This window comes from Occallatibacter sp., from assembly GCF_035317045.1.
In the GTDB taxonomy this organism is placed as follows: Bacteria; Acidobacteriota; Terriglobia; order Terriglobales; family Acidobacteriaceae; genus Telmatobacter.
In genome coordinates this window covers 232,136-251,710 of the sequence record NZ_DATHHT010000040.1, presented here as the reverse complement: position 1 = coordinate 251,710, position 19,575 = coordinate 232,136, and the positions used below count along the sequence as shown (strand labels likewise).

The window sequence follows — 19,575 nt, the reverse complement described above, 5'->3', positions numbered from 1 at the left end:
ACTGCGCTCGATCGGAATGACAGAGCTTTCGAGAGGCTACTCGAAGTAGGTTGCCGTGGTAGTGTCCGTTTCCCAGATGGTGCAGTCTTTTACCCGCACGCGGCCTTTGGTCATTTCGGCGAGTTGTTCGTTGGTCTGGTCGTAGAAAAACTTCGCGATGTTTTCGGCGGAAGGGTTGAGCACTGTAAACGGCTCGAGTTCGTTGAGCATCTGGTGATCGATGCGGTCGATGACGGGGCGCATCACCTGCTTCAGCAACTTGAAGTCAAGCAGGAGGCCGGCTTCGTCCAGTTCCTTGCCATAGAGCGTCACGCGCACCTTGTAGTTGTGCCCGTGCGGGTTTTCGCATTTGCCACGATAGTTGCGAAGGTAGTGCCCGGAGGAAAAGCCGCCCTCCACGGTAACTTCAAACATCAGCGATCACGTCCTGTTGCGGGTAATCTCCCGACTGCCTCCATTTTAGTTCTTTTGACAACGATGCCATCTCACGATGCTTGCAAGGTCTTTTGTATCAATGATCATTCGTGCGGCGGCTGCGCATCTCTGCGTTTGCGGCGCTCGTCCTGACGCTGATGTTCGCTGCGGCGGTCGACCTGCTCGAAGAGGTTGCTCATCACCGCGATCAAGGCGCAGGCGAGGGCGGCGAGCATCATGAGCAGCGCGACCGTGCGCCACAGAGATCCGTTGGCCGGCAAACCGGGTTGAAAGCTCGACGGGACGAACGTCATGCCTGCCGCAAGCAGAGCGAAGAAGCCGAGCGCGGCGGCCAGGATGTAGAAGTTGCGCGACATGCGAGAGGACCTACTGAGGATTTTACGTGCTGCAGGCAGTGGGATCAGCGGGAGAGATCGGCGGTGTTCATTAGTTGAACACCGCTGGCGACGAATTCCCTTTCGATGGCGGCGACGGAGCCGTTGAGGTCGATGGCGCGGCAGGCGTCGCGAAGGATGACCGCTGGAAGGTCGAGTCGGCGTGCATCGAGAGCGGAGTAGCCGACACAGTAGTCGTAGGCGAGGCCGGCGAGGAAGACGCGGGTAAGGCCGCGCTCGCGCAAGTATCCCGCAAGCCCCGTTGCGGTGGTGCGATCGTTTTCAAAAAAGGCGGAATAGGAATCGATTGCAGGGCGGAAGCCTTTGCGCAGGATGAGTTCGGCGCGGGTGAGCTGGAGTTCAGGGTGAAATTTTGCTCCGAGGGTGCCCTGAACGCAGTGATCGGGCCATAAAGTTTGCGGTCCGTAGCTGAGTTCGATCTGCTCGAAGGGCTTTTTGCCGGGATGGACGGAGGCAAAGGAGTTGTGGTCGGGGGTGTGCCAGTCCTGCGTGAGAATAATGTGCTGGAAGTTCTGCGCGGCGCGATGGATGGGATCGATGACGGCGTTTCCGCCTCTAACGGCAAGAGCGCCACCGGGGCAGAAATCGTTCTGCACGTCGGTGACTAGGAGGACATCGCTGGGAGTGATCTTCATCATGACTGTTCGATGACCTGCGCCATTGGCTGCATTGCTTCAGTTCTTTCTAGCGTTGCTCTCTTCAAAAAAGCTTTCCACTTCAGTGATCGTTGCGGTCATGCGGTAGGGTGGCAGGCTTGCTAAAAACGTCTGGCCGTAGCGCTGCTTTCTTATTCTGGGGTCGAGAAGGACGAGCACGCCGCGATCTTCGAGGGAGCGGATGAGGCGGCCGAAGCCTTGCTTCAACGTGAGCACCGCAGACGGGACCTGGTAGTCGAAGAAGGGCTTGCCGCCGGCTTCTTCAATGGCCTTCATGCGGGCCTGCACGACAGGATCGCTGGGAACGGCGAAGGGAAGCCGGTCGATGATGACGCAACTGAGCGCTTCACCCTGCACGTCGACGCCCTGCCAGAAGCTGGATGTGCCGAAGAGGACGGCATTCGGCGTGGTGCGGAACTGTTCGAGCAGCGCCTTCCGCGGGGCTGTGCCGTGAAGCAGGATCGGGTAGTCGAGTACGGGCAGGAGGCGCTCGTAGAGGTCGCGCATCTGGGCGTAGCTGGTGAAGAGACAGAAGGCGCGGCCCCTGGTGATTTCGAGCACGCGACGGATACAGTTGGCAGCGGCTTCGGGAAAGTCCGGATCGCGCGGGTCGGGCATATTGGGCGGCAGGTAGAGAAGAGCCTGTTCGCCGTAACGAAAATGTGAGGGTACGACGAGCTCGCGCGCTTCCGTCATGCCCAAGCGCTTGCGGATGTGCTCGAAGCCTCCCTGTACGGTGAGGGTTGCCGACGTGAGCACAACGGTGGGTATGTTCTCGAAAACCAGTTCGTGCAGCATCTCCGATACGTCGATGGGCGTGGCCTGCAGAAACGTGTGCCGGGTTTGCGATCGCATGCCCGAGCGAGCGGAAGAGCCGGACTTTTCCGCGTTCATGCCGCCGACGATGCGGCGCTCGAGCCAGTAAACCATATTGCTGGAATTGGATTCGAGCAGGAACTCAAGCTCGCTGCGGAGGCGGCCGACCCGTTTGCGCAGGCCGGGGGCTTCGTCGATGTCGGTGAGTAGTTCCATCTCGGACTCAAGCAGGCGCAGGGTGTTGCGCAGCGAAAGATAGAGATCGCCCGAGGTTTCGAGGAATTCTTCGCGGTTGTCGAAGGGCTGGCGGCCGTCGCCATTGCTGGGCAGGCTGGAAAAGAACATGCGCGCGCGGTCGCGTAGTTGCTGCGTGGAGGCCGGCAATTTTTCTGCGCCGGACTTGCCGCGCAGCAGCACGTCGGTGTCGCGGGCCAGTTCTTCAAATCGGATATTTGAAACCGAGAGCCCGAAGTAGCTTGAGGCGATGTCTTCCAACTCATGGGCCTCGTCGAATACCACCGCGGCGGCCTCGGGAAGGATGCCCACGTCTGGCGCGCCGGACGCCTGCTGCTTGACGGCGAGGTCGGCGAAGAACAGGTGATGGTTGACGATGATGATGTCGGACTCGAGGGCGCGGCGGCGCATCTCGGTGATGAAACAGCGGCGGTAGTCAGGGCAGGTTGTGCCGAGGCAGGCGTCGCTGCGGGCGTCGAGCTTGTGCCAGAGGGCGCTCGATTCTGGCAGTTCTGAAAGCTCGGAACGATCGCCGGTTTCGGTCGTCTTTTCCCACTCGGCGATCTGGCGATACTGGTCGATCTCTTCCAATCCCGACAAAATCGGTTGATCGCGCAGGGTGACGAGCTTGTGGCGGCAGAGGTAGTTGGCGCGGCCCTTCATGTAGCAGACTTGCAGGGGACCGAGCAGGGACTCAAGGAACGGCACGTCGCGAAAGAAGAGCTGGTCCTGCAGGGCCTTTGTGCCCGTGGAAACGATGATGCGCTGGCCGGTGCGTAGGGCGGGAAGCAGGTAGGCCAGGGTCTTTCCGGTGCCGGTGCCGGCCTCGACGATGAGATGGCGACGCTCGGCGAGGGCGCGCTCGACTGCCTTAGCCATTTCGAGTTGTCCGGGGCGGTATTCGTAGGGAAGCGGCGAACGAGAGAGGATGCCGCCGGGCGAGAAGAACTCGTGCAGAGTGGGCAGGATTCGGGTTGGCGTGGAGGAAAGGGTCATCGGCCGCGGTACCTCCATCATAGTGAAACCCGCGGTTCAGCGGATTGATGGCTGTGTGGCGTCTCGCACAGCCACAAACCGAAGGAGGTTATATACTTTTCGCGAGATTCCCCAGATTGGTTCGGTCCGTTATGAACGGCCTTGGTCGCTCCGCATTATTTCTTTTCGCATCGTTGACTCTGATCGTCAGTTCCGGGTGTGGGAGCAGCGGCTCAAGCGTGAACGGAGGTGGAGGAAGTACACTTCCACCGACCATCCCGACCATCAAATCCCTGACTCCCTCACTGGCAATCGCAGGGACGGCCCAAATCTCAATGGCCGTTCAGGGTTCGAATTTTCTATCTGGGGCTGTCGTCAAGTGGAACGGAGTCGCGTTGACGACTTCCGGCATGGGAACCGCCCTGAGTGCGATTGTCCCTCAGTCATATCTCGCCAGCGCTGCGATCGTGCAAGTCACAGTTGAGAACCCCAGCCCAGGAGGTGGACTGTCTTCTTCGCTGACCTTCACGGTGGCAGCAGCTCCCCCGCCAACTTATGTTCGCACCGTTCTCCAGATTTCTGATGCGAAGGACATTCTTGCCGATCCGGTGCGAGGATTGCTTTATCTGTCCATGCCGGCAACTGATTCGATGTACCCCAACAGCATCGTTTCTCTGGAACCGATTGCAGCCGGCGTCGCCCGAATCACTCCCACCGGCCAGGGACCTTACATGATGTCGGCATCACTGGATAATGCACATCTGTGGGTGACGCTCGATGGCGATTACGCGCTGGAGCGATTCTCATTGCCCGGCCTTGCTCAGGAGTTCACGGTGTCTACGCCGCTGGTGGGAGGCGTACCGCAGCAGGTAATCAGCCTTGACGCCGGCGCGGCCAGTCCGCGATCTGCGGCAATCGTGGTGGGCCTATGGGATATCTACCCGCCTTACGACGGTGTCTACATCTTTGACGACGATGTGCAGAGACCCGGAAACCTGCCTGCCTGGATGGCTGGCGGACCGCCCATCGCCTGGGCTCGCTGGGGGCCCGACGATTCGGTTCTCTACGGCGGCTATGACTTCAATAATGGAAGCATCTCGGTGCTCAGTGTCACTTCTGCGGGGATAACCTTTGAGAGCTCAAATGGCGACTCAGCCCCGTGGCGACCGGTAATGGATCGAAAGCAGAACATCCTTTACGACAATGCGGTCGGCATGGCATACGATCCTCCGACCGCCAGATTGTTAGGTAGGTTTCCTCTGCCTGGCTCGGCAGCCTGCACCGAAGATGGAACGCTCCAACGCTATTATTGTGCGACCGCGTATTTTGATGGCGGTAGTGACGTCTTGCTTTATGAGCTTTGGGTGTACGACCTCAACTCGTACGCGTTCATTGAACGAACCTATTTCGGATGGCGATCGTCGGGTTCCGGAGGAAGCAATGCGGCCTTCACGGGACAACCGAGAAAACTCGTTCGATGGGGCAATTCCGGTTTGGCGCTGATCACTACTGATGACGGAATGGGATTCGGGCCCTCCGGCCTATTCCTTTTCGATGGCAACGCTGTGAATCCTAACGTCCCCCCTGACGTGTCCTCAGGCATCGCTGGAGCGTCGTGCGTCGGCGAGACCGGGGCCTGCAGCCAGTTCTAGTCGCCTAGAACATTTCGCGAACGAATTCGAAGTCGGGCACGATCGGCACAGACAGGTGGTCCCCCTCATCTGAGCGCCATAGGAGATGATGGTGATGAGGCCGATTTGAGAAAAAAGGCCGAGGGAGAACGCTTTGCCTACGTATCGCAGATCGGTAATTCCCGCGCGGCCCGGAGCGGAAGCACTGCCATTAGTGGCCATCGTGGGGCGGCCTAACGTGGGCAAGTCCACGCTATTCAACCGGTTGACGAAGAGCCGGCGTTCGATTGTCGGCGACGAGCCAGGGATTACGCGCGACCGCATCTACGGTGAATTCGATTGGGCCGGACGGCGCTTTCGATTGGTGGATACGGGCGGGATCGTTCCGGACGACCCGGAGCTGATTCCGACGGAGATTTACAACCAGGCGAAGGTAGCGCTGAAGGAAGCGCAGGCACTGGTGATGGTGGTAGACGCACGCACCGAGCTGGCGAGCCCGGATTACGACCTGGTGCGGCTGTTGGGGCGGAGCAAGAAGCCTGTGTTCCTTGCGGTGAACAAGATCGAGGGCGAAGCGATGGCCTATGCCGCCGAGAATTTCCGCCAGCTTGGGATCAAGAACGTATACGCCATCAGCGCGGAACACGCGCTGGGCATCGGCGATTTGCTGGACGCCATCTCGGAGGCGATTCCCACCACGGAAGCGGAGATTGAGGCGGAGACCGCGGAGGAAATCGCCGAGGAGAACGATATATCCGAGGGCGGCCCGCTCGAACCGGGCGGGAAAGACGAATCGCACACGCGATTGATTCGTACTCACGGCGAGTTTGAGCAGCGGGAAACGGCGATTGCGATCATTGGACGGCCTAACGTGGGCAAGTCCACACTGCTGAACGCACTGACAGGAACTTCGCGCGCTATCGTGTCGCCGATTGCCGGCACGACGCGCGATGCGGTGGACGAGGCGATTGAGTTTGAGGGCGACACGTTGCGGTTCGTAGACACGGCCGGCATCCGGCGCAAGGGCAAGACCCACCTGATGGCCGAAAAGATGAGCGTGGTGATGGCACGGCGCCACCTCGAGGCTGCGGATGTTGCGCTGCTGGTGATCGACGCGACCGAGGGTGTGACGGGAGCCGACGCGACCATCGGTGGCTACGCACATGAGAGCGGCCGCAGCGTCATCATTATCGTGAACAAATGGGATGCGGTGACGACAGGACGCACAGACGGAAAGCCCGCAGCAGATCGCGAGATCTTCGAGAAACAGATACGCAGGGCGTTGAAGTATCTCGATTATGCGCCGGTAATTTTTCTTTCGGCACTTGAAGTGAAAGGGATGCCGCGCGTTCTCAAAGAAGTAAAGTCTGTGGCGGCGGAGCGTCGCAAGCGCGTGACGACCGGGCAGATGAACAGGTTCCTCGAAAAGATCGACTTCCAGCGCGCGCCAGTGCCGATGGCCAAGCGCATCCGCATCTTCTATATGACGCAGGCTGCGGTGGCGCCGCCCACGTTTGTGCTGTTCACCGACCGCAACATCAAGCTGCACTTCGCCTTCGAGCGATTCCTGGAGAATCAGATCCGAGAAGCATTTGGATTCAAGGGGACGCCGATCTGGTTCAAGGTGAAGGCGAGGAATGTTAAAGACAGGGATTAGGGACTAGGGATTGGGACTAGGGGCTAGAGACTAGGGAGTAGGGAGTAATGAAGACGAAGAATTGCGCGCTGAGTGCTCATCGCATTCGGCGCGATTCTTATATCTCGCAATTCTCTTGATCTGATGCACTATCTCGCACTGTGCAACTCTTCAGTTGCGTTTCTTCAAGACTCATGATGCGGCTACGGGGTGTCTGATGGAAGGCTTGGTGTAGCCTTCTTCGGCGAGATGCTTTCCCATCTGCGCGTACATGCCGGGATCGGTTGGCTGCACAGTGCCGAGTCCGTCGACATAGCGGTTGTACATGGAGAAGGCCGCAGCGATCAGGACCGTATCGTGAATTTCGAGGTCGGTTGCGCCCAACTGACGCGCAGCGAGCACGTCGCCTTCGGTCACAAGCTTTCCATCCTGCTGAACTTTTCCGGCGATGGTGAGCAGCGCCTTGAGTTTGGCGCTTATGGGTGCGGCGAGGAAATTCGATTTCACTTTTTCAACAACGGAAGAGTCTCTGAGATGACTTGCCGCCGCGGCACCATGGCTAAGCACGCAAAACGTCGTACAGTTGCGTGATGAGACATAGGTGGCGATCAGTTCGCGTTCGCCTGCGGTGAGCGAGTTGGGCTGATGGAGCAGAATATCGGCGAGCTCACGCATGGGCTTCGCGGTCTCGGGACGATAGATGAATCCGGCGCTGATGCCAGGATAGCCTTCGGGAAGATCGATATGCGGCATGATTGACCTCAGCTCAGAGTTCAGAGTTCTTGGTTCTTAGTTCACAACCCGAGAGAGCACAGGCCGAAATCTGACCTGATCCTGCAGATATTGCCTGCGAACTACGAACTATGAACTGTGAACCTCTTCGGTTTTGCCGAGGTATTCCTTGCTGGTGTTGACGTATCCGTTGCGCGCAACCATGCGGCCACGTTCGCGGTAAAGAGCTTCGTCGTCGGGCTGGACGGTGCCGAGTCCATCGACGTAGCGGTTGTACATGCAGAAAGCGGCGGCGATCAGGACTGTGTCGTGGATTTCCAGATCGGTGGCACCCAGATTACGAGCGGCTTCAACGTCGGCGGCGGTTACGAGCTTTCCGTCCTTCTGGACCTTGCCGGCGATCACGAAAAGCGCCTTGAGCTTGAGACTGATGTCGGCCTGCGTGAAGTCGGTTTTCACCTGTTTGACCAGCGCCTCGTCTCCGCCCAGGTGGGCTGCGGCGATCGCGCCGTGAATGCTGGCGCAGAAGTGCGTGCAATTGCGGCTCGAGACGTAGGTGGCGATCAATTCACGCTCTCCTTTGCTTAATGTGCTTGGTCCGGTGAGCAGGATTTCGACGAGGTCGTTGAGGGGGCGCGCCGTTTCGGGTCGAAAGGCCATCGCGCCGCGAATGCCGATGTGTTCAGGGGATAACGGGATGTGGGGCATTGGGAGTTACTCCTGTTCTGAGTTCTTAGTTCAACGCAATTAAGTTGGAAAGCGAAGGTTCTATGAAGAAACGGAATCTGCTGCAACGACGGATGGCGTCTCACTTCGCCTCGTCAGAAGCCAGCGAACGGGAAGACCACAGAGAACGACACCGGCACCAAGCAGCGCGGAGCCCAGGTTGTGCATCAGGAGCATGATGGCAAGCACACCGCTGCCGCCGATGAAAACGACAGGCGCGAGCGGATACCACCAGCGGCGCACAGGCGTAATGGTCCGAAACAGCGTTGCAACGGTGAGCGCGAGAAAGACGACGGCGCAAAAGATAATGTAAGCAAGGATGCGGTCGAAAGCGCCAAGCATCATGACGAGAAGGGCCATACCGGTTTGCAACAGGACCGCGTTGGCCGGCGTGCCATAGCGCGGATGCAGGCGCGCAAATGCGGAAAGAGGTCCGCCCTGCTTTGTGCCTCCCATTTCCCCGAGAGCGAGTGCGTACGTGACCCGCGGAACGGCCATGCTAAGCACCAACAGGCCGCCGAGGACGCAGAGCACGACGCACATTGACAGCACGCGGCTGCCGGCAGAACCGAAAAGTGCCTGGCCAAACAGAGCGACGAAGGCAGTGTTTGACTGAATCTGCTGCATGGGCACGACGGCCACGAACGCAAAGCTGAGCAGGAGGTAGATTGCCGTCACGATCAACACTCCACCGGAAAAGGCAACTGCGAGGTTGCGCGATGGGTTGCGAACCTCGCCGGCAATTTTTCCGGCCTCCCACCAGCCACCGAAGCAAAAGAAGGCGCTGATAGCAGCTCCGGCAATGGCATCGATCAAGGGATCTGAACCAGGTCGCCGCGCAGCGAACGGGGCGACATTGGCCATCGTGGCGTGCCCGGAGAGAAGCGCCCAGCCGACCAAGGCTGCGAGAACGGGAATTTTGAGCCAGTTAAGCGCAGTCATCACGCGGCTGCTGAACCCTGCACCGAAGTAATTGAGTGCTCCGAGGGTGATCAGAATCAATGCGGGGAGGACTTTGGCAACCGCGGTGGAAACGGGAAGAAGTGCCTGAAGATACGGTACGCTGCCAACGGAGAGAGCGGCGGCCACGCCGGGATACATGACGATGGCGACCATCCAGCCATACAGAAATGCCACGCGCGCTCCGAAGCCGCGGCGGAGGTAAAGATATTCGCCGCCATCATGGGGATTGCGGATGGCCAGTTCGGTAAAACAGAGCGCCCCGGCCAACGTGAGCAACGCCATGCCGCACCAGACAGCGGCCAGCAGTGCTGGCGAGCCCAGCGAGCGTGCCATGCCGGCAGGGGTCAGGAAGATGCCGAGAGAGATTGCTTCCCCGGTAACGACCGCCGTGGCCGCCCACACGCCCATCTGCCGTCGGGTTTGGGGAAGGGCCTCCATGGCCTGCCAATCCTACGTAGATGATCTATGCCAGCGCATCAGTCTTTGGATGGAGAAGCCGGACCCGTCGAGAGGATTGATCGGGTGCGGATGCGGGGTTTTGCTATTGCGGAGCGACATTTGTCGGTTCGGAATCCGGCCGCTGGTCAAGATGAGTTATATGCAGGCTCGCCTGAATCTCCGGCACGGTTCCATCATTCACTTGGACTTCAGTTGGTTTGCCCTGCACAAGCAGGCGGGGTGTGACCGTTCCGCGTGCCGGAAGAAAAACGCGCTCGGTCGTAGTATTCGTCGCTGAGAGCACGGTGACGGGAACCTCAGCGGCCGCATAGCCAGCGTTGGTGATGGTGACCGAGACGAGCCAGTTGCCGGATTGCACTGCGTTCGGAAAGACCCTGTCGATGGTGAGATCGGGCAGGCCATGGTCGGCGTCGATCCAGTCAGCAAAGAGCCACTTGAGATTCGCCCTGGGCGCGGCAGCCATCAAAGCCGCCTGAAACGAAGCAGATGGGAAGCCATTTGTTGGGTCTGTACCCTTGTCGGCTGCGTCGTTGAGCGCGCGGAGAGCGCCGGCAAGCGCATCGTCGCCGACGAGATCGCGGAGCATCCACAGAATGTACGCAGCCTTGGTTCTGTAGTAGACGGGCGATGTGGCATGCGCGAGGGGCTGACCCGCGCCTTCACCGGGGCTGGGTGGTTCTTGGAGCGCCAGCGCCTGCCGGCCCGCCTCAAGCGTGCCGAGAGCCTGATCGCGACGGTGCAGGTGGTCGTCCCAAAGCGTACCCATGAAATTGGCTGTGCCTTCGTTAAGCCAATAGGGGTTGGGAGCCATCCACGCATGGGTCATGGCGTGCGCGAGCACGGAAGAGAGTTGGTCGGACGGTCCGCCGCGCAGAGGGATTGCGAGCAGTGGACCTGATTCCCAAGGCACATCCTCGGTGTCTGGCAAATCGAGCACCGTGAGTTGGGTGCGCGGGTTGGGACCGAGCCAGCGTTCGATCATGGGGGATACATTTGTCGCCGTGGTCAGCCAGTTTTGGACCGATTGTTCATCTTCAGGAATGGTGTAGACATTGAGATGAGTGCCCGCATGAGCCGCTTCTGTCGCAACAAACAGACTGGGTGACTCGAAGTTGAGCGTGGTTGGACCGGTTTCGGCGGTCGCGATGCCGGGCAGGTCGGAATCCGCGGTCTGTGAATCAACAGCCTTGAATGGGATTGCATTTCCATTGACCACAGCGATGTTGGGCGCTTGGCCGTGGGGAAACTCTACGGTGAGGCGAAGGCGGAATTCAGTTCCAGACGAGCGAAGTTTCTGGCGGCCGATTTCGTCGAAGAGACGCGCTCCATCGCCAATGATGACGGGGACGCTGACGACGGGATACCAAACGACATTGCCGAAGCCGCGCAGGCCGGTGAAAGCGGGACTGATCTCATCCCAGTCGGAGTGGGATGCGGAGTCCTCCGGTGTTCCCACGGAGACCAGGCGACGCGCGGTGGCGGCGATGGTACCGGCGTAGGTAACGTCGAGCTGAACAGTTGCGCCGGGGGCGAGCGGCTCGGCGAGAGCCACGGCGGCTTCGTGCAACTGCCCGGTGTGGTCGGCGTCTGAGTTGATGGTGGCGAGCGGATAGGTTATGTTGCGGCCGGCGATGCGAATGCTTTCCCAGTTGAGGGAAGAGGAAATCTGCAGCGGAATGTGCGACAGCGGCGTGGTACCGGTGTTGCGAACGGTGACAAGCGCGCGGGCGGCGAGTTGCTGGGCGGTCGTGTTGAGGCGGACGTCGAGATCAAGCGCGGTGATGTTCAGGGACTTCAACTCAGCGTCACTGACTGAAGCGGCTTCGGCGGTGGGCGCGGGCTTTGCTGCGGGGCCGGTGGTGCTGACGGTGTCGCCGTTGGGGTCGAGGGAACGTTGGAAGAGGACCTTGCCGGAGGGCTTGGCGGGCTGAGGAGTAGGTTGGTCCGGGCCGGATTGACTGGCGGGACTGGGGTTAGCGGGAGTCTGGGCTTGATCAGGGACTGCGGCCATGAGCGCGGCAAAGGAGGTGATCGCCAGCGCTCGGGCGAGAAACAACTTCATGAACCTAGGCCTTTCTGCTTCTTTTTGGACGCTGGAGCACTGTCGTAGCGAGCATCTGCGGGCTTGCGCGTAGCGGCACGGCGCTGACGGGCAGCTTCGTATAGAACGACGGCTCCGGCGGTGGAGACGTTGAGTGAGCTGACGCCTCCGGCCATGGGGATCCTGAGGAGATGGTCGCAGGTGCGGCGGACGAGGTCGTGAAGACCGGCGCCCTCGCGGCCGAGCACCAGGACGCAGTCGCCGGTCAGGTCGAACTGGTCGTAGTCGGAAGAGCCGCGTTCGTCGAGGCCGATCACCCAGATGTTCTGCTGCTTCAATTCTTCCAGTGCGCGGACGAGGTTGACGACGCGGGCGATGCGAAGATGTTCGCTGGCGCCGGCGCTTGCTTTCACGGCAACAGGGCTAAGGGGTGCCGAGCGGCGCTCGGTGAGGACGATGCCGTCGACGCCGGCTCCGTCGGCAACGCGCAAAAGTGCGCCGAGATTCTGCGGATCTTCTACGCCGTCGAGAGCGAGGAGCAGGCGGGGCTGCGATGGATCGGGCGCAGTGAAGAGGTCTTCGATGGCCAGTGCTTCCTGCGGGCGGACGAGGGCGACGACACCCTGGTGGGACGTTGTTCCAGCGAGGTGCGTGAGCTGGTCGCGTGGTTCCTGGCGGACACGAACACCGGCCTGCTTGCAATCGGCGACGAGGCGCGCGAGGCGTTCGTCGTGGCGTTCGGCGGCAACCAAAACGTGATCGAAGCGGCGTCGGCCGGCCTTGAGAGCTTCGGCAACGGGATGGACGCCGTAGAGAACTTCCATGTGTCTAGTGTAGATGGCTCGCGCTAAGGATCCGATCGGCGGCGGGCTACGGCGAGGCAGCTTTCGATAGCTTTGGCGGCGCGGCGTTCGCGGCCTTCCACGGTCTGCGAGTAGAAGATGCCGAGGAGATGGTTTCTGCGCTGGGTTTGCGTCATCCGGTCCCAGCCGCGGCGGGCTTCGGGCTGGCGCTGGAATGCGGCGCGCAGAATGGGCGGCGGTTCCACTTCGCCTTCCATTGCGAGCATGAGACTTTCGGCCATGGCTTCGGCGCGCTTGCGGCGCGTTTCGTCGGTCTTTGCGTCGGCGATGAGATTGGTGAAGCCCTTGCGCATGGAAGGGCTCATGGCATCGAAAAACTTTCTGAGGGCGCGATCGCCCTTGAGAATATTCGCAAACTCCGGCGGGAGATCGATGACGACTTCGCCGAGGTCGGGAGTCAGCTTTATGAGGGCGCGTTCTCCAGCGCGGACGCGCGCACCGGTTTGCATTTTCTTATTAACGATGAGGACGTGGCCCTGGCCCCTGGTGCCGGGGATTAGCGCGGTCTTGAAGGCGAAGCCGTTGATTTCGCCTAAGACGCGGCGGCTCTTCCACATGGGCCAGGCTTTTTTCAGGTCGACGGGAACGCGAGCGATGACCCAGCGCAGCGAGGTGCCAGTGGCTTCGAGAGGGGCGCGAAAGGATTGGGTGAGTTTAGAGTTCACGTGCTGAATTCCCAGTTTGCAGATTTCGACGTCGTCGGATCAATGGCAAAGCTCGAGGGCGTGCTGAAGGCGCAACTTTACCAGGTCAGCGCAATGGACCCGATTGCGTTCATTGCTGCGGGCCTCGTGGTAAGTGCGATGAGGGTGCTGGCTGGCTGGATTCCGGCGCGGCGCGCGACACGGGTGGATCCATTGACGGCTCTGCGGTGTGAGTGAGAGAGACAGGGATCGCCAGGCAACCGGAAAGTTGGCGGAGCTAGCGGAGTTAGGCATGTGAGTTAGCCCCGGGGTTTGGGTTTGGCGGGCGGGATGTAGTGGAAGCGAACCAGGTAGATCTTGTCGCCGCTGCCGTGTTTGGCTACTTTCAACAAGTCGAGGACGCCGAGGAAGCCGGATGCGCGGGCCAGCTCGGGAGTGATGTCGGGGAAACCGATGGGTTCGATGGAATCGACTTCGATTTCGCCTTCTTCCATGGGGTAACGTCCGCGGACTTTGACGCGGGGGCTCTTCCAGATACGGATGCTCGAGGTGATGTCGCCGCAACGAACGCCTTCGCGGAGGCGCCTGGTGAACATCATGGGAGAGAGTTTACGCCAGCGGTGTGCCAGGAGCAGAGACCAGCAAGAATGGCGTGAGATCCGATGCTTTCAAGGAAACTTTCGATCGCCTTAAAACCTGGACGAACGTCCGAATCGACGTTCTGTAGGGTAACATCAAGTCTGCAGGGAGTACGGAATGCAGCAGTTGTTGAATTTAGCTGGTTGGCCGCCTCAGGGAGGCGCCGGGCCATTTGATACCCGCAAAGCCACTTTTGTGAAGTCTCCGGAATCGGTGACCTTCAGGAAAGTCGACAGGATTGTGGGCACGCGCATCGACATGACCTGCATGTTCGGCAAAGAAGTCGTGACCTTCCGATTCTTCGCTTCGAATAGGGGATTGGCCGAAAATGTTGCCGAGGTTCTGGGGCGCAACTCGGGTCAAACCTTGCGCGACCTGGGACTGCTTTACGTTGCCGACATCGAAGAGTAGGTACCATTTCCCAATTCAACGCTTCGCGGCACAATGCCGCTCAGAAACGCGCGCGGCGCGTGGCTGAAGTCGTGCCCTGACACGAGATACAGTTCCGCATGGAGCACCGCGAAATCAAGTAAATCGCTGTATTTTTGGTGCAAACGCTTTCTTTTTTGCGGCTTTGGGGTGTGATTTGCCGTCTAATTGAGCAAGATGAGTACCGTTTCGGCCATACGATCATTGTTTGTCGCGGGAGCTTCCTCCGCGGCCGAGGAGCTGGTTCGGCAGGAGAATCTTGCTGTATCTGAAGGACTTAAGCGACAAGATGTGGGGCTGCTGGACCAACTGATTGTGCGTTATCAGCACCGGCTGCTGCGGTATCTGCTGTTTTTGACCGGGAACCGCGAGATCGCCGAGGACATGTTCCAAGAGGTCTGGATGCGGGTGTTGACGCGGGGCGGGCAGTTCAATGGGAAGGCCCGGTTTGAGACCTGGCTGTTCACGATTGCGCGCAACCTGGTGATCGACCTGCGGCGCAAGCGGACGATGAGCAGCCTGGACGAGATGTTTGAAGCAGGCGGCGACGACGACAAGCCGATGACTCTCGAGGTTGCCGATCACGGGCCGGGACCGTTTGACCGAATGTCGAACGTGGAAGACCGGGAGCAGATTGTGACCGCGTTGCTGCAGCTGGATACGCTGTATCGCGAGGTGCTGGTGCTGCGCTTCCACGAGGATCTATCACTCGAAGAGATTGCGAAGGTGACACGGGCTCCGCTGTCGACGGTGAAGTCGCGGCTGTACCGCGGGATGGCCTCGATCAAGCCTCACCTGGAGCGCGCGCATCGCCGGGAGGCCGTGTGACCGTACCGGGGCCGGTGACGGAACCGTCCGCGCATGGCGAGCTGGTAAAGGCCGTGGCAGGATTTGGCGCGGATCGCGAGCGGGCGACGGCAGACCGGACGCGGCGCGTGGTGGTGGCTTCAGCAGGGGTAATGCAGGAACAGCGGGCGGGCCGGAAACGGGTGCGCGCGATGGCGCTCGCGGCGACGCTGGTGGTGTTCTTTGTGGTGGGCCCGCCGGTGTGGTGGGTGGCGGAGGCGCTGATTGAGGAAGAGCACTTGACTAGCCTGGTAAGCGAACTGGCCGTGTGGGGATTCTTCTCAGTGACTGCGCTCCTGGGTTCGGCGCTGCTGGCGGGGTGGTTACGGCGGAAGTCGTAGGGCTGAGTTCTAGAACCCACGGCAATTGTCAGGTGCTCAGAAACAAATCCTCCCTCATCCGGCGGCCGGGAAGCACTTGTTTCCTGACACGGGGTGAGTGCGAAAGCGGATCCTTCCCCCGCCTACCCCCAGACGCGCGCGTCTGCGGGGCTCCAAAACCGCTCCGGTCAGGATGACACCGGCTTGGATGTTCCCGATGCATGACTGAAGTCATGCCTTGATGCAAACCCTCCATAGCGCATCTTCGTAATGCACCAATGTCAGGATCTTTCACCTGCGGGGTGCATTTCCTCTATACTCAGTCGCAACTTCACTGCGATTGTGTTCGTCCATTGAATAGCATTCGGCTTGGCCAGATTGCTGCTCGATCCCTCGGGGCGAGGGTGGAACTCCTATGCGTGAACCTGAAGTGATTAACCCAAACGAAGAGACGCGGCTGGTGCCGTTGTGGTCGATTGCGATCGCGGCGGTGGTGTTTGTATTGGTGGAGTACTACTTCTGGCTGGTGTTTCCGCAGACGCAGCACCACGTTCCGCCGCTGGGTCTGCGGATCTACATGAACCTGTCGTGGGGGCTGCTGGCGTCGCTCTATTTCCTGATGGTGGGATATGTGAGCAAGGATGCGCCGCGGCGGGCGATGAGTGCGCGGTTCTGGATGCTGATCTGCTTTGTGATGCCGGGCGGGATCGGTGCGGTGCTGTACTTCCTGCTGCGTGCGCCGCTGGTTTCGAAGTGCCCGGCGTGCGGGACGCATGTGCAGGGTGATTTTCACTTCTGTCCACAATGCAATTATCAGCTGACGGCGAGTTGCGGGAATTGCTTCAGGACGGTGCGGGGGACGGATCAGTACTGCACGCGTTGCGGGCATGAACTAGAGACGGACCAGATGCCAGCGCGGCTGAGGCTTCAGGGCGTAGGGACTAGGGACTAGAAAACGGAATCATCCCGTCGCGGCTTTTATTTTGATCTAGACTGACGCTCCAACAGTTCCCTTCACTGCAAATTCAGCTTTACTCAACGCAGGTTCAGCTTTACGCCGACTAATACTTCCACAAGAGACAGGATAATCAGGAGTGCCACAGGAACGGTCATGGCGCGGAGCGATTTGCTGTAAGGGATTTTTGCGACAGCGAGCATGGCGAGCGTGGGGCCGGCAGTGGGCGCGAGCAGGCATCCGATGAGAACGCTGGATTGATAGGCGAGCACGATGACCTGGCGGGACATGCCGAGCAAATGGCGGAGAGAAACGATTGATGGATTGGCTGCCCCGGGGCGGGTAGACTGTAGTTTGTGCCGTGGCTGCGCCTTCCGTTCCTCTCATGACAATATCCGCACTGATTATCGACGACGAACAATTGGCTCGCGACGAGCTTGCGTACCTGCTGGAGTCGGCGAAGGATGTGGACGTGGTGGCGCAGGGGGCAAACGGCATCGAGGCCGTGGAACTGATCGAAGAGCATCATCCGGACCTGGTTTTTCTGGATGTGCAGATGCCAGGGCTGGATGGGTTTGCGGTGATCCAGCGCGTAATGGATCGGCATCGCAAGCAGAAGGACGGCAGCAACGGATGGTCTCTGCCGCAGTTTGTATTTGCGACGGCATATGACCAGTACGCGGTGCGGGCCTTTGACGTGAACGCGGTGGATTATCTGCTGAAGCCGTTTGATCGCGGGCGGGTGGAGAAGGCGCTGGAGCGGGTGCGGGGGCGGATGACGAACGGCGCCGCTGCGGCGAATGGTAGCAGCGAGTCTCCGATCGAATCGCAGCTGGATGCGTTGCTGAGCTTGCTGAAGAGTCCGCAGGGTGCTGCGCGCACGGCACCGCCGGCGAAGTTGATTGTGCAGGCGGGAAGCAGGTTGCTGCTGGTGGACCAGGCTGATATCTGCTTTGCCGAGATTGAAGAAGGCGTGATTCGTGTGGTGACTCAGCAGTTCGAGGGACAGTCGAAGTGCCGGACGATTGAGGAGTTGCTCGATCAGCTGGAACCGGCGATGTTCTGGCGCGCGCATCGGAGCTTTGTGGCAAACATCAACCAGATCCGCGAAGTGGTGCCGTGGTTCAAGTCGACGTACCAGTTGCGCATGAATGACAAGAAGCAGACGGAGATTCCGGTGAGCCGGGCGCAGACGAAGCGGCTGCGGGAGTTGTTTAACCTTTAGCGGTGGAACTGGCTCAAGGGATGCGGAGCCAGGCGATGAACGCGAACGATCCCACAATGACAATTGAAACGAATGCACTGGCGCGGAGGATGGCGGCAGTGTGCCAGAGTGTGCCTGTGGGATCTGCGATGAGGTCCATGCGCGGGCGGAGAAGCTGAAAGAAGAGCAATTGCAGGTTCCTGCACTCGCTACGCTCGGTCGAAATGACACTCAAGCATGCGATCAGTCGTAGCGTTCGAAGATGATTTGTTTGCGGTGCCAGCCGTAGCTGGCTAATTTTTCGCGGACGCCGGCGACCATATTGTTTAGGCCGCAGATGTAGGAGTAGATGTCGAACTTCAATTCAGACGGAGGCACGGACGGATCGGGCGGAGGGGCGGGGAGCGTCTGGCCGAGGCGTGCGGCGCGCTCTTCAACGATGAGGGCTACGTGCTCCTGCACATAACCGCGAAGGCCTTTCCATGTATCGTCGGCGCGGCTGAGCGTGGGCAGGTAATGGAAGTTGTGCTTGCGTGCGGCGAGGGCTTCGAATTCTTCGCGGTAGTAGAGCTCGCTTTCATGGCGGGTTCCGTAAACCATCCAGATCTCTTTGCCTTCGCTGCGATCGATGCCGGCGTCAGGACCGGTTTCAGGGAAAAGCCATTGCGCGAAGCCGCGCATGGGAGCAATGCCGGTGCCGGTGGAGATAAAGATGGAATCCGTGATCGGCTGCTTGAGGATGAAGTGGCCGTGTGGCCCGTGAACCTGGACGGTGCCACCGGGAGGGAGTTCGGTGAGATCGGCGAGGTGGTTGGAAAAGAATCCCTGGGGCACGCGGTTGACGCACAACTCGAAGTGGTTGACGTTGGCGGCGGAGGCGATGGAGTAGGCGCGAGTTTGCTGCTTACCTGTGGGGTCAGGAGCAACGGCTGAGATGAATTGGCCGGAGATGAAGGGAAAAGATTCCAGACCGTCGAGAACGAAATCGAAGTGGTAACACTGGGCCGATTCAGAGATTAACGACTTGCTTGCCAGACGTGCCGTATAGGTTTCACGCGCCAAGGTGGATTCTCGCTTGCGAAAAGAAAATATGGCTTAAGGATAGCCAAATGCAGTATATCGCCCGGGATGCGCAGAGCCGGGCCGGCATTTTGCGTGCATAGATACGGAAGTTTATGGAATGAAACGACGGAGGCTGCGGTGGTTTTGTTCTATGCCAGCGCGTGCCAGCAGAGTTGGAGTCCCATGACGAATAGCCAGAGCGAGAGCGCGAGTCGCATGGTGCGGACGGGGATGCGGGAGGCTAGGCCAGTGCCAACGAGAGCGCCGAGAACGCCGCCTACGATCAGGTTGATCAGCAGTCCGGAATTGAGGCCGGCGCTGCTGAGGTGAAGCGTGCCACCGATCAGCGAGAGGCAGAGGCCGAAGGCGAGGTCTGTGCCAACGATGCGGCGGGTATCGAGCGGGGTGAGGCCGAGGAGAGCGAGAGTGCCGAGAGCCCCTGCGCCGGAAGAGGAGAAGCCGACTTCAGCGCCGATGGGGAGCATGACGAGGGCGAGCCACTTTGGGGAGTTGGTGCGCTGCGCGGGTTCGGCGGCGGGGCGAAAGTGACGGAAGATATGCCAAGCGGAAGACACGGCGATCATGATGCCGAGAGCGAGAAAGAGCCAGAGGTTGTTGGCGGTGTTGTGGGCGACGCGCTGGAAGATGAGTGAACCGATGGCAACGCCGGGAATTCCTGTGGTGAGGATGATTGCGAGGGTGCGCCACTCAACCTGTCGGCGCCATATCTGCACGGGAACGACAACGAGTTTAACGGCGGCGGAGTAGGCGAGGGCGGTGCCGACGGCCTCGGCAACGGGCACGTGCAGAAACAGGATGAGCAATGGCGCGATGAGCGTGCCGGCGCCGACGCCGGTGATGGCGATGAGCGTGGCGATTGCAAATCCTAAAAGCAGTTCCATGGCGATCTCCGG

The 19,575-nt window shown here is 59.9% G+C and carries 23 protein-coding genes; 8 read left to right on the top strand and 15 right to left on the bottom strand.

From position 1 onward, the window contains the following. Window positions 1–36: 36 nt before the first annotated feature. The 4 genes from queD to VK574_RS20280 form a co-directional block, all read right to left on the bottom strand. Window positions 37–414, bottom strand: a complete 378-nt coding sequence (gene queD, locus VK574_RS20295; protein ID WP_472801696.1) for a 6-carboxytetrahydropterin synthase QueD — start codon at window positions 412–414, stop codon at window positions 37–39. 104 nt (window positions 415–518) lie between these two features. Further along, window positions 519–791 (bottom strand): hypothetical protein, encoded by a 273-nt coding sequence (locus VK574_RS20290; RefSeq protein ID WP_472801695.1) that lies wholly within the window; start codon window positions 789–791, stop codon window positions 519–521. A 44-nt stretch (window positions 792–835) separates the two neighbouring features. Next, entirely contained in the window at window positions 836–1,468 is a 633-nt protein-coding gene (gene pncA, locus VK574_RS20285) for a bifunctional nicotinamidase/pyrazinamidase (RefSeq protein ID WP_472801694.1), read from the bottom strand. Window positions 1,469–1,504: 36 nt separating this feature from the next. Then, a complete protein-coding gene (locus VK574_RS20280) occupies window positions 1,505–3,532 on the bottom strand; it encodes an ATP-dependent DNA helicase (protein ID WP_472801693.1) in 2,028 nt (675 codons plus the stop codon). Window positions 3,533–3,846: 314 nt separating this feature from the next. On the opposite strand from VK574_RS20280, the gene VK574_RS20275 reads away from it, so the two are divergent. After that, window positions 3,847–5,163: a hypothetical protein gene (locus VK574_RS20275; protein ID WP_472801692.1), complete on the top strand. Its 1,317-nt coding sequence runs from the start codon at window positions 3,847–3,849 to the stop codon at window positions 5,161–5,163. 133 nt (window positions 5,164–5,296) lie between these two features. Continuing rightward, a complete protein-coding gene (gene der, locus VK574_RS20270; protein ID WP_472801691.1) occupies window positions 5,297–6,799 on the top strand; it encodes a ribosome biogenesis GTPase Der in 1,503 nt (500 codons plus the stop codon). 171 nt (window positions 6,800–6,970) lie between these two features. Here der and VK574_RS20265 read toward each other — a convergent pair whose 3' ends face one another. The 6 genes from VK574_RS20265 to VK574_RS20240 form a co-directional block, all read right to left on the bottom strand. Continuing rightward, window positions 6,971–7,531, bottom strand: coding sequence for a carboxymuconolactone decarboxylase family protein (locus VK574_RS20265; protein WP_472801690.1), 561 nt, complete (start codon window positions 7,529–7,531; stop codon window positions 6,971–6,973). 108 nt (window positions 7,532–7,639) lie between these two features. Continuing rightward, the gene (locus VK574_RS20260) at window positions 7,640–8,218 is read right to left on the bottom strand and encodes a carboxymuconolactone decarboxylase family protein (protein ID WP_472801689.1); all 579 of its coding nucleotides are present in this window, start codon (window positions 8,216–8,218) and stop codon (window positions 7,640–7,642) included. Window positions 8,219–8,278: 60 nt separating this feature from the next. Beyond that, window positions 8,279–9,637, bottom strand: a complete 1,359-nt coding sequence (locus VK574_RS20255; protein WP_472801688.1) for an APC family permease — start codon at window positions 9,635–9,637, stop codon at window positions 8,279–8,281. Between the two features lie 103 nt (window positions 9,638–9,740). Next, window positions 9,741–11,720 (bottom strand): M1 aminopeptidase family protein, encoded by a 1,980-nt coding sequence (locus VK574_RS20250; RefSeq protein WP_472801687.1) that lies wholly within the window; start codon window positions 11,718–11,720, stop codon window positions 9,741–9,743. Further along, entirely contained in the window at window positions 11,717–12,523 is an 807-nt protein-coding gene (gene rlmB / locus VK574_RS20245; protein ID WP_472801686.1) for a 23S rRNA (guanosine(2251)-2'-O)-methyltransferase RlmB, read from the bottom strand. The genes VK574_RS20250 and rlmB overlap by 4 nt, the downstream gene beginning before the upstream one ends. A 23-nt stretch (window positions 12,524–12,546) precedes the next feature. Continuing rightward, on the bottom strand, window positions 12,547–13,227 hold the full coding sequence (locus tag VK574_RS20240; RefSeq protein WP_472801685.1) for a YdeI/OmpD-associated family protein: 681 nt from the start codon (window positions 13,225–13,227) through the stop codon (window positions 12,547–12,549). Here VK574_RS20240 and VK574_RS20235 point away from each other — a divergent pair, their 5' ends adjacent. Continuing rightward, window positions 13,228–13,443, top strand: coding sequence for a hypothetical protein (locus VK574_RS20235; protein WP_472801684.1), 216 nt, complete (start codon window positions 13,228–13,230; stop codon window positions 13,441–13,443). It abuts the gene before it with no gap. 62 nt (window positions 13,444–13,505) lie between these two features. On the opposite strand, the gene VK574_RS20230 is transcribed toward VK574_RS20235, so the two are convergent. Further along, window positions 13,506–13,805, bottom strand: coding sequence for an ASCH domain-containing protein (locus tag VK574_RS20230; protein ID WP_472801683.1), 300 nt, complete (start codon window positions 13,803–13,805; stop codon window positions 13,506–13,508). Window positions 13,806–13,962: 157 nt separating this feature from the next. Here VK574_RS20230 and VK574_RS20225 point away from each other — a divergent pair, with 157 nt between their 5' ends. From VK574_RS20225 to VK574_RS20210, 4 genes are all read left to right on the top strand, one after another. Further along, window positions 13,963–14,256, top strand: coding sequence for a hypothetical protein (locus tag VK574_RS20225; protein ID WP_472801682.1), 294 nt, complete (start codon window positions 13,963–13,965; stop codon window positions 14,254–14,256). Between the two features lie 195 nt (window positions 14,257–14,451). Next, window positions 14,452–15,102, top strand: coding sequence for an RNA polymerase sigma factor (locus VK574_RS20220; RefSeq protein WP_472801681.1), 651 nt, complete (start codon window positions 14,452–14,454; stop codon window positions 15,100–15,102). Further along, window positions 15,099–15,461: a hypothetical protein gene (locus VK574_RS20215; protein WP_472801680.1), complete on the top strand. Its 363-nt coding sequence runs from the start codon at window positions 15,099–15,101 to the stop codon at window positions 15,459–15,461. Before VK574_RS20220 ends, VK574_RS20215 begins: the two co-directional genes overlap by 4 nt. Window positions 15,462–15,855: 394 nt before the next feature. Beyond that, window positions 15,856–16,392, top strand: a complete 537-nt coding sequence (locus tag VK574_RS20210) for a double zinc ribbon domain-containing protein (protein WP_472801679.1) — start codon at window positions 15,856–15,858, stop codon at window positions 16,390–16,392. Between the two features lie 83 nt (window positions 16,393–16,475). Here VK574_RS20210 and VK574_RS20205 read toward each other — a convergent pair whose 3' ends face one another. Beyond that, on the bottom strand, window positions 16,476–16,712 hold the full coding sequence (locus VK574_RS20205) for a hypothetical protein (protein WP_472801822.1): 237 nt from the start codon (window positions 16,710–16,712) through the stop codon (window positions 16,476–16,478). A gap of 68 nt (window positions 16,713–16,780) precedes the next feature. On the opposite strand from VK574_RS20205, the gene VK574_RS20200 reads away from it, so the two are divergent. Next, window positions 16,781–17,620 (top strand): LytR/AlgR family response regulator transcription factor, encoded by an 840-nt coding sequence (locus VK574_RS20200; protein ID WP_472801678.1) that lies wholly within the window; start codon window positions 16,781–16,783, stop codon window positions 17,618–17,620. A gap of 13 nt (window positions 17,621–17,633) precedes the next feature. Here the strand turns inward: VK574_RS20200 and VK574_RS20195 are convergent, their stop codons facing one another. From VK574_RS20195 to VK574_RS20185, 3 genes are all read right to left on the bottom strand, one after another. Further along, window positions 17,634–17,834 (bottom strand): hypothetical protein, encoded by a 201-nt coding sequence (locus VK574_RS20195; RefSeq protein WP_472801677.1) that lies wholly within the window; start codon window positions 17,832–17,834, stop codon window positions 17,634–17,636. A gap of 8 nt (window positions 17,835–17,842) precedes the next feature. Next, on the bottom strand, window positions 17,843–18,661 hold the full coding sequence (locus tag VK574_RS20190) for a ferredoxin--NADP reductase (protein ID WP_472801676.1): 819 nt from the start codon (window positions 18,659–18,661) through the stop codon (window positions 17,843–17,845). Between the two features lie 149 nt (window positions 18,662–18,810). Beyond that, window positions 18,811–19,563 carry a sulfite exporter TauE/SafE family protein gene (locus VK574_RS20185; RefSeq protein ID WP_472801675.1) on the bottom strand — a complete coding sequence of 251 codons (753 nt, stop codon included), beginning with the start codon at window positions 19,561–19,563 and terminating at the stop codon, window positions 18,811–18,813. Between the last annotated feature and the right edge of the window lie 12 nt (window positions 19,564–19,575).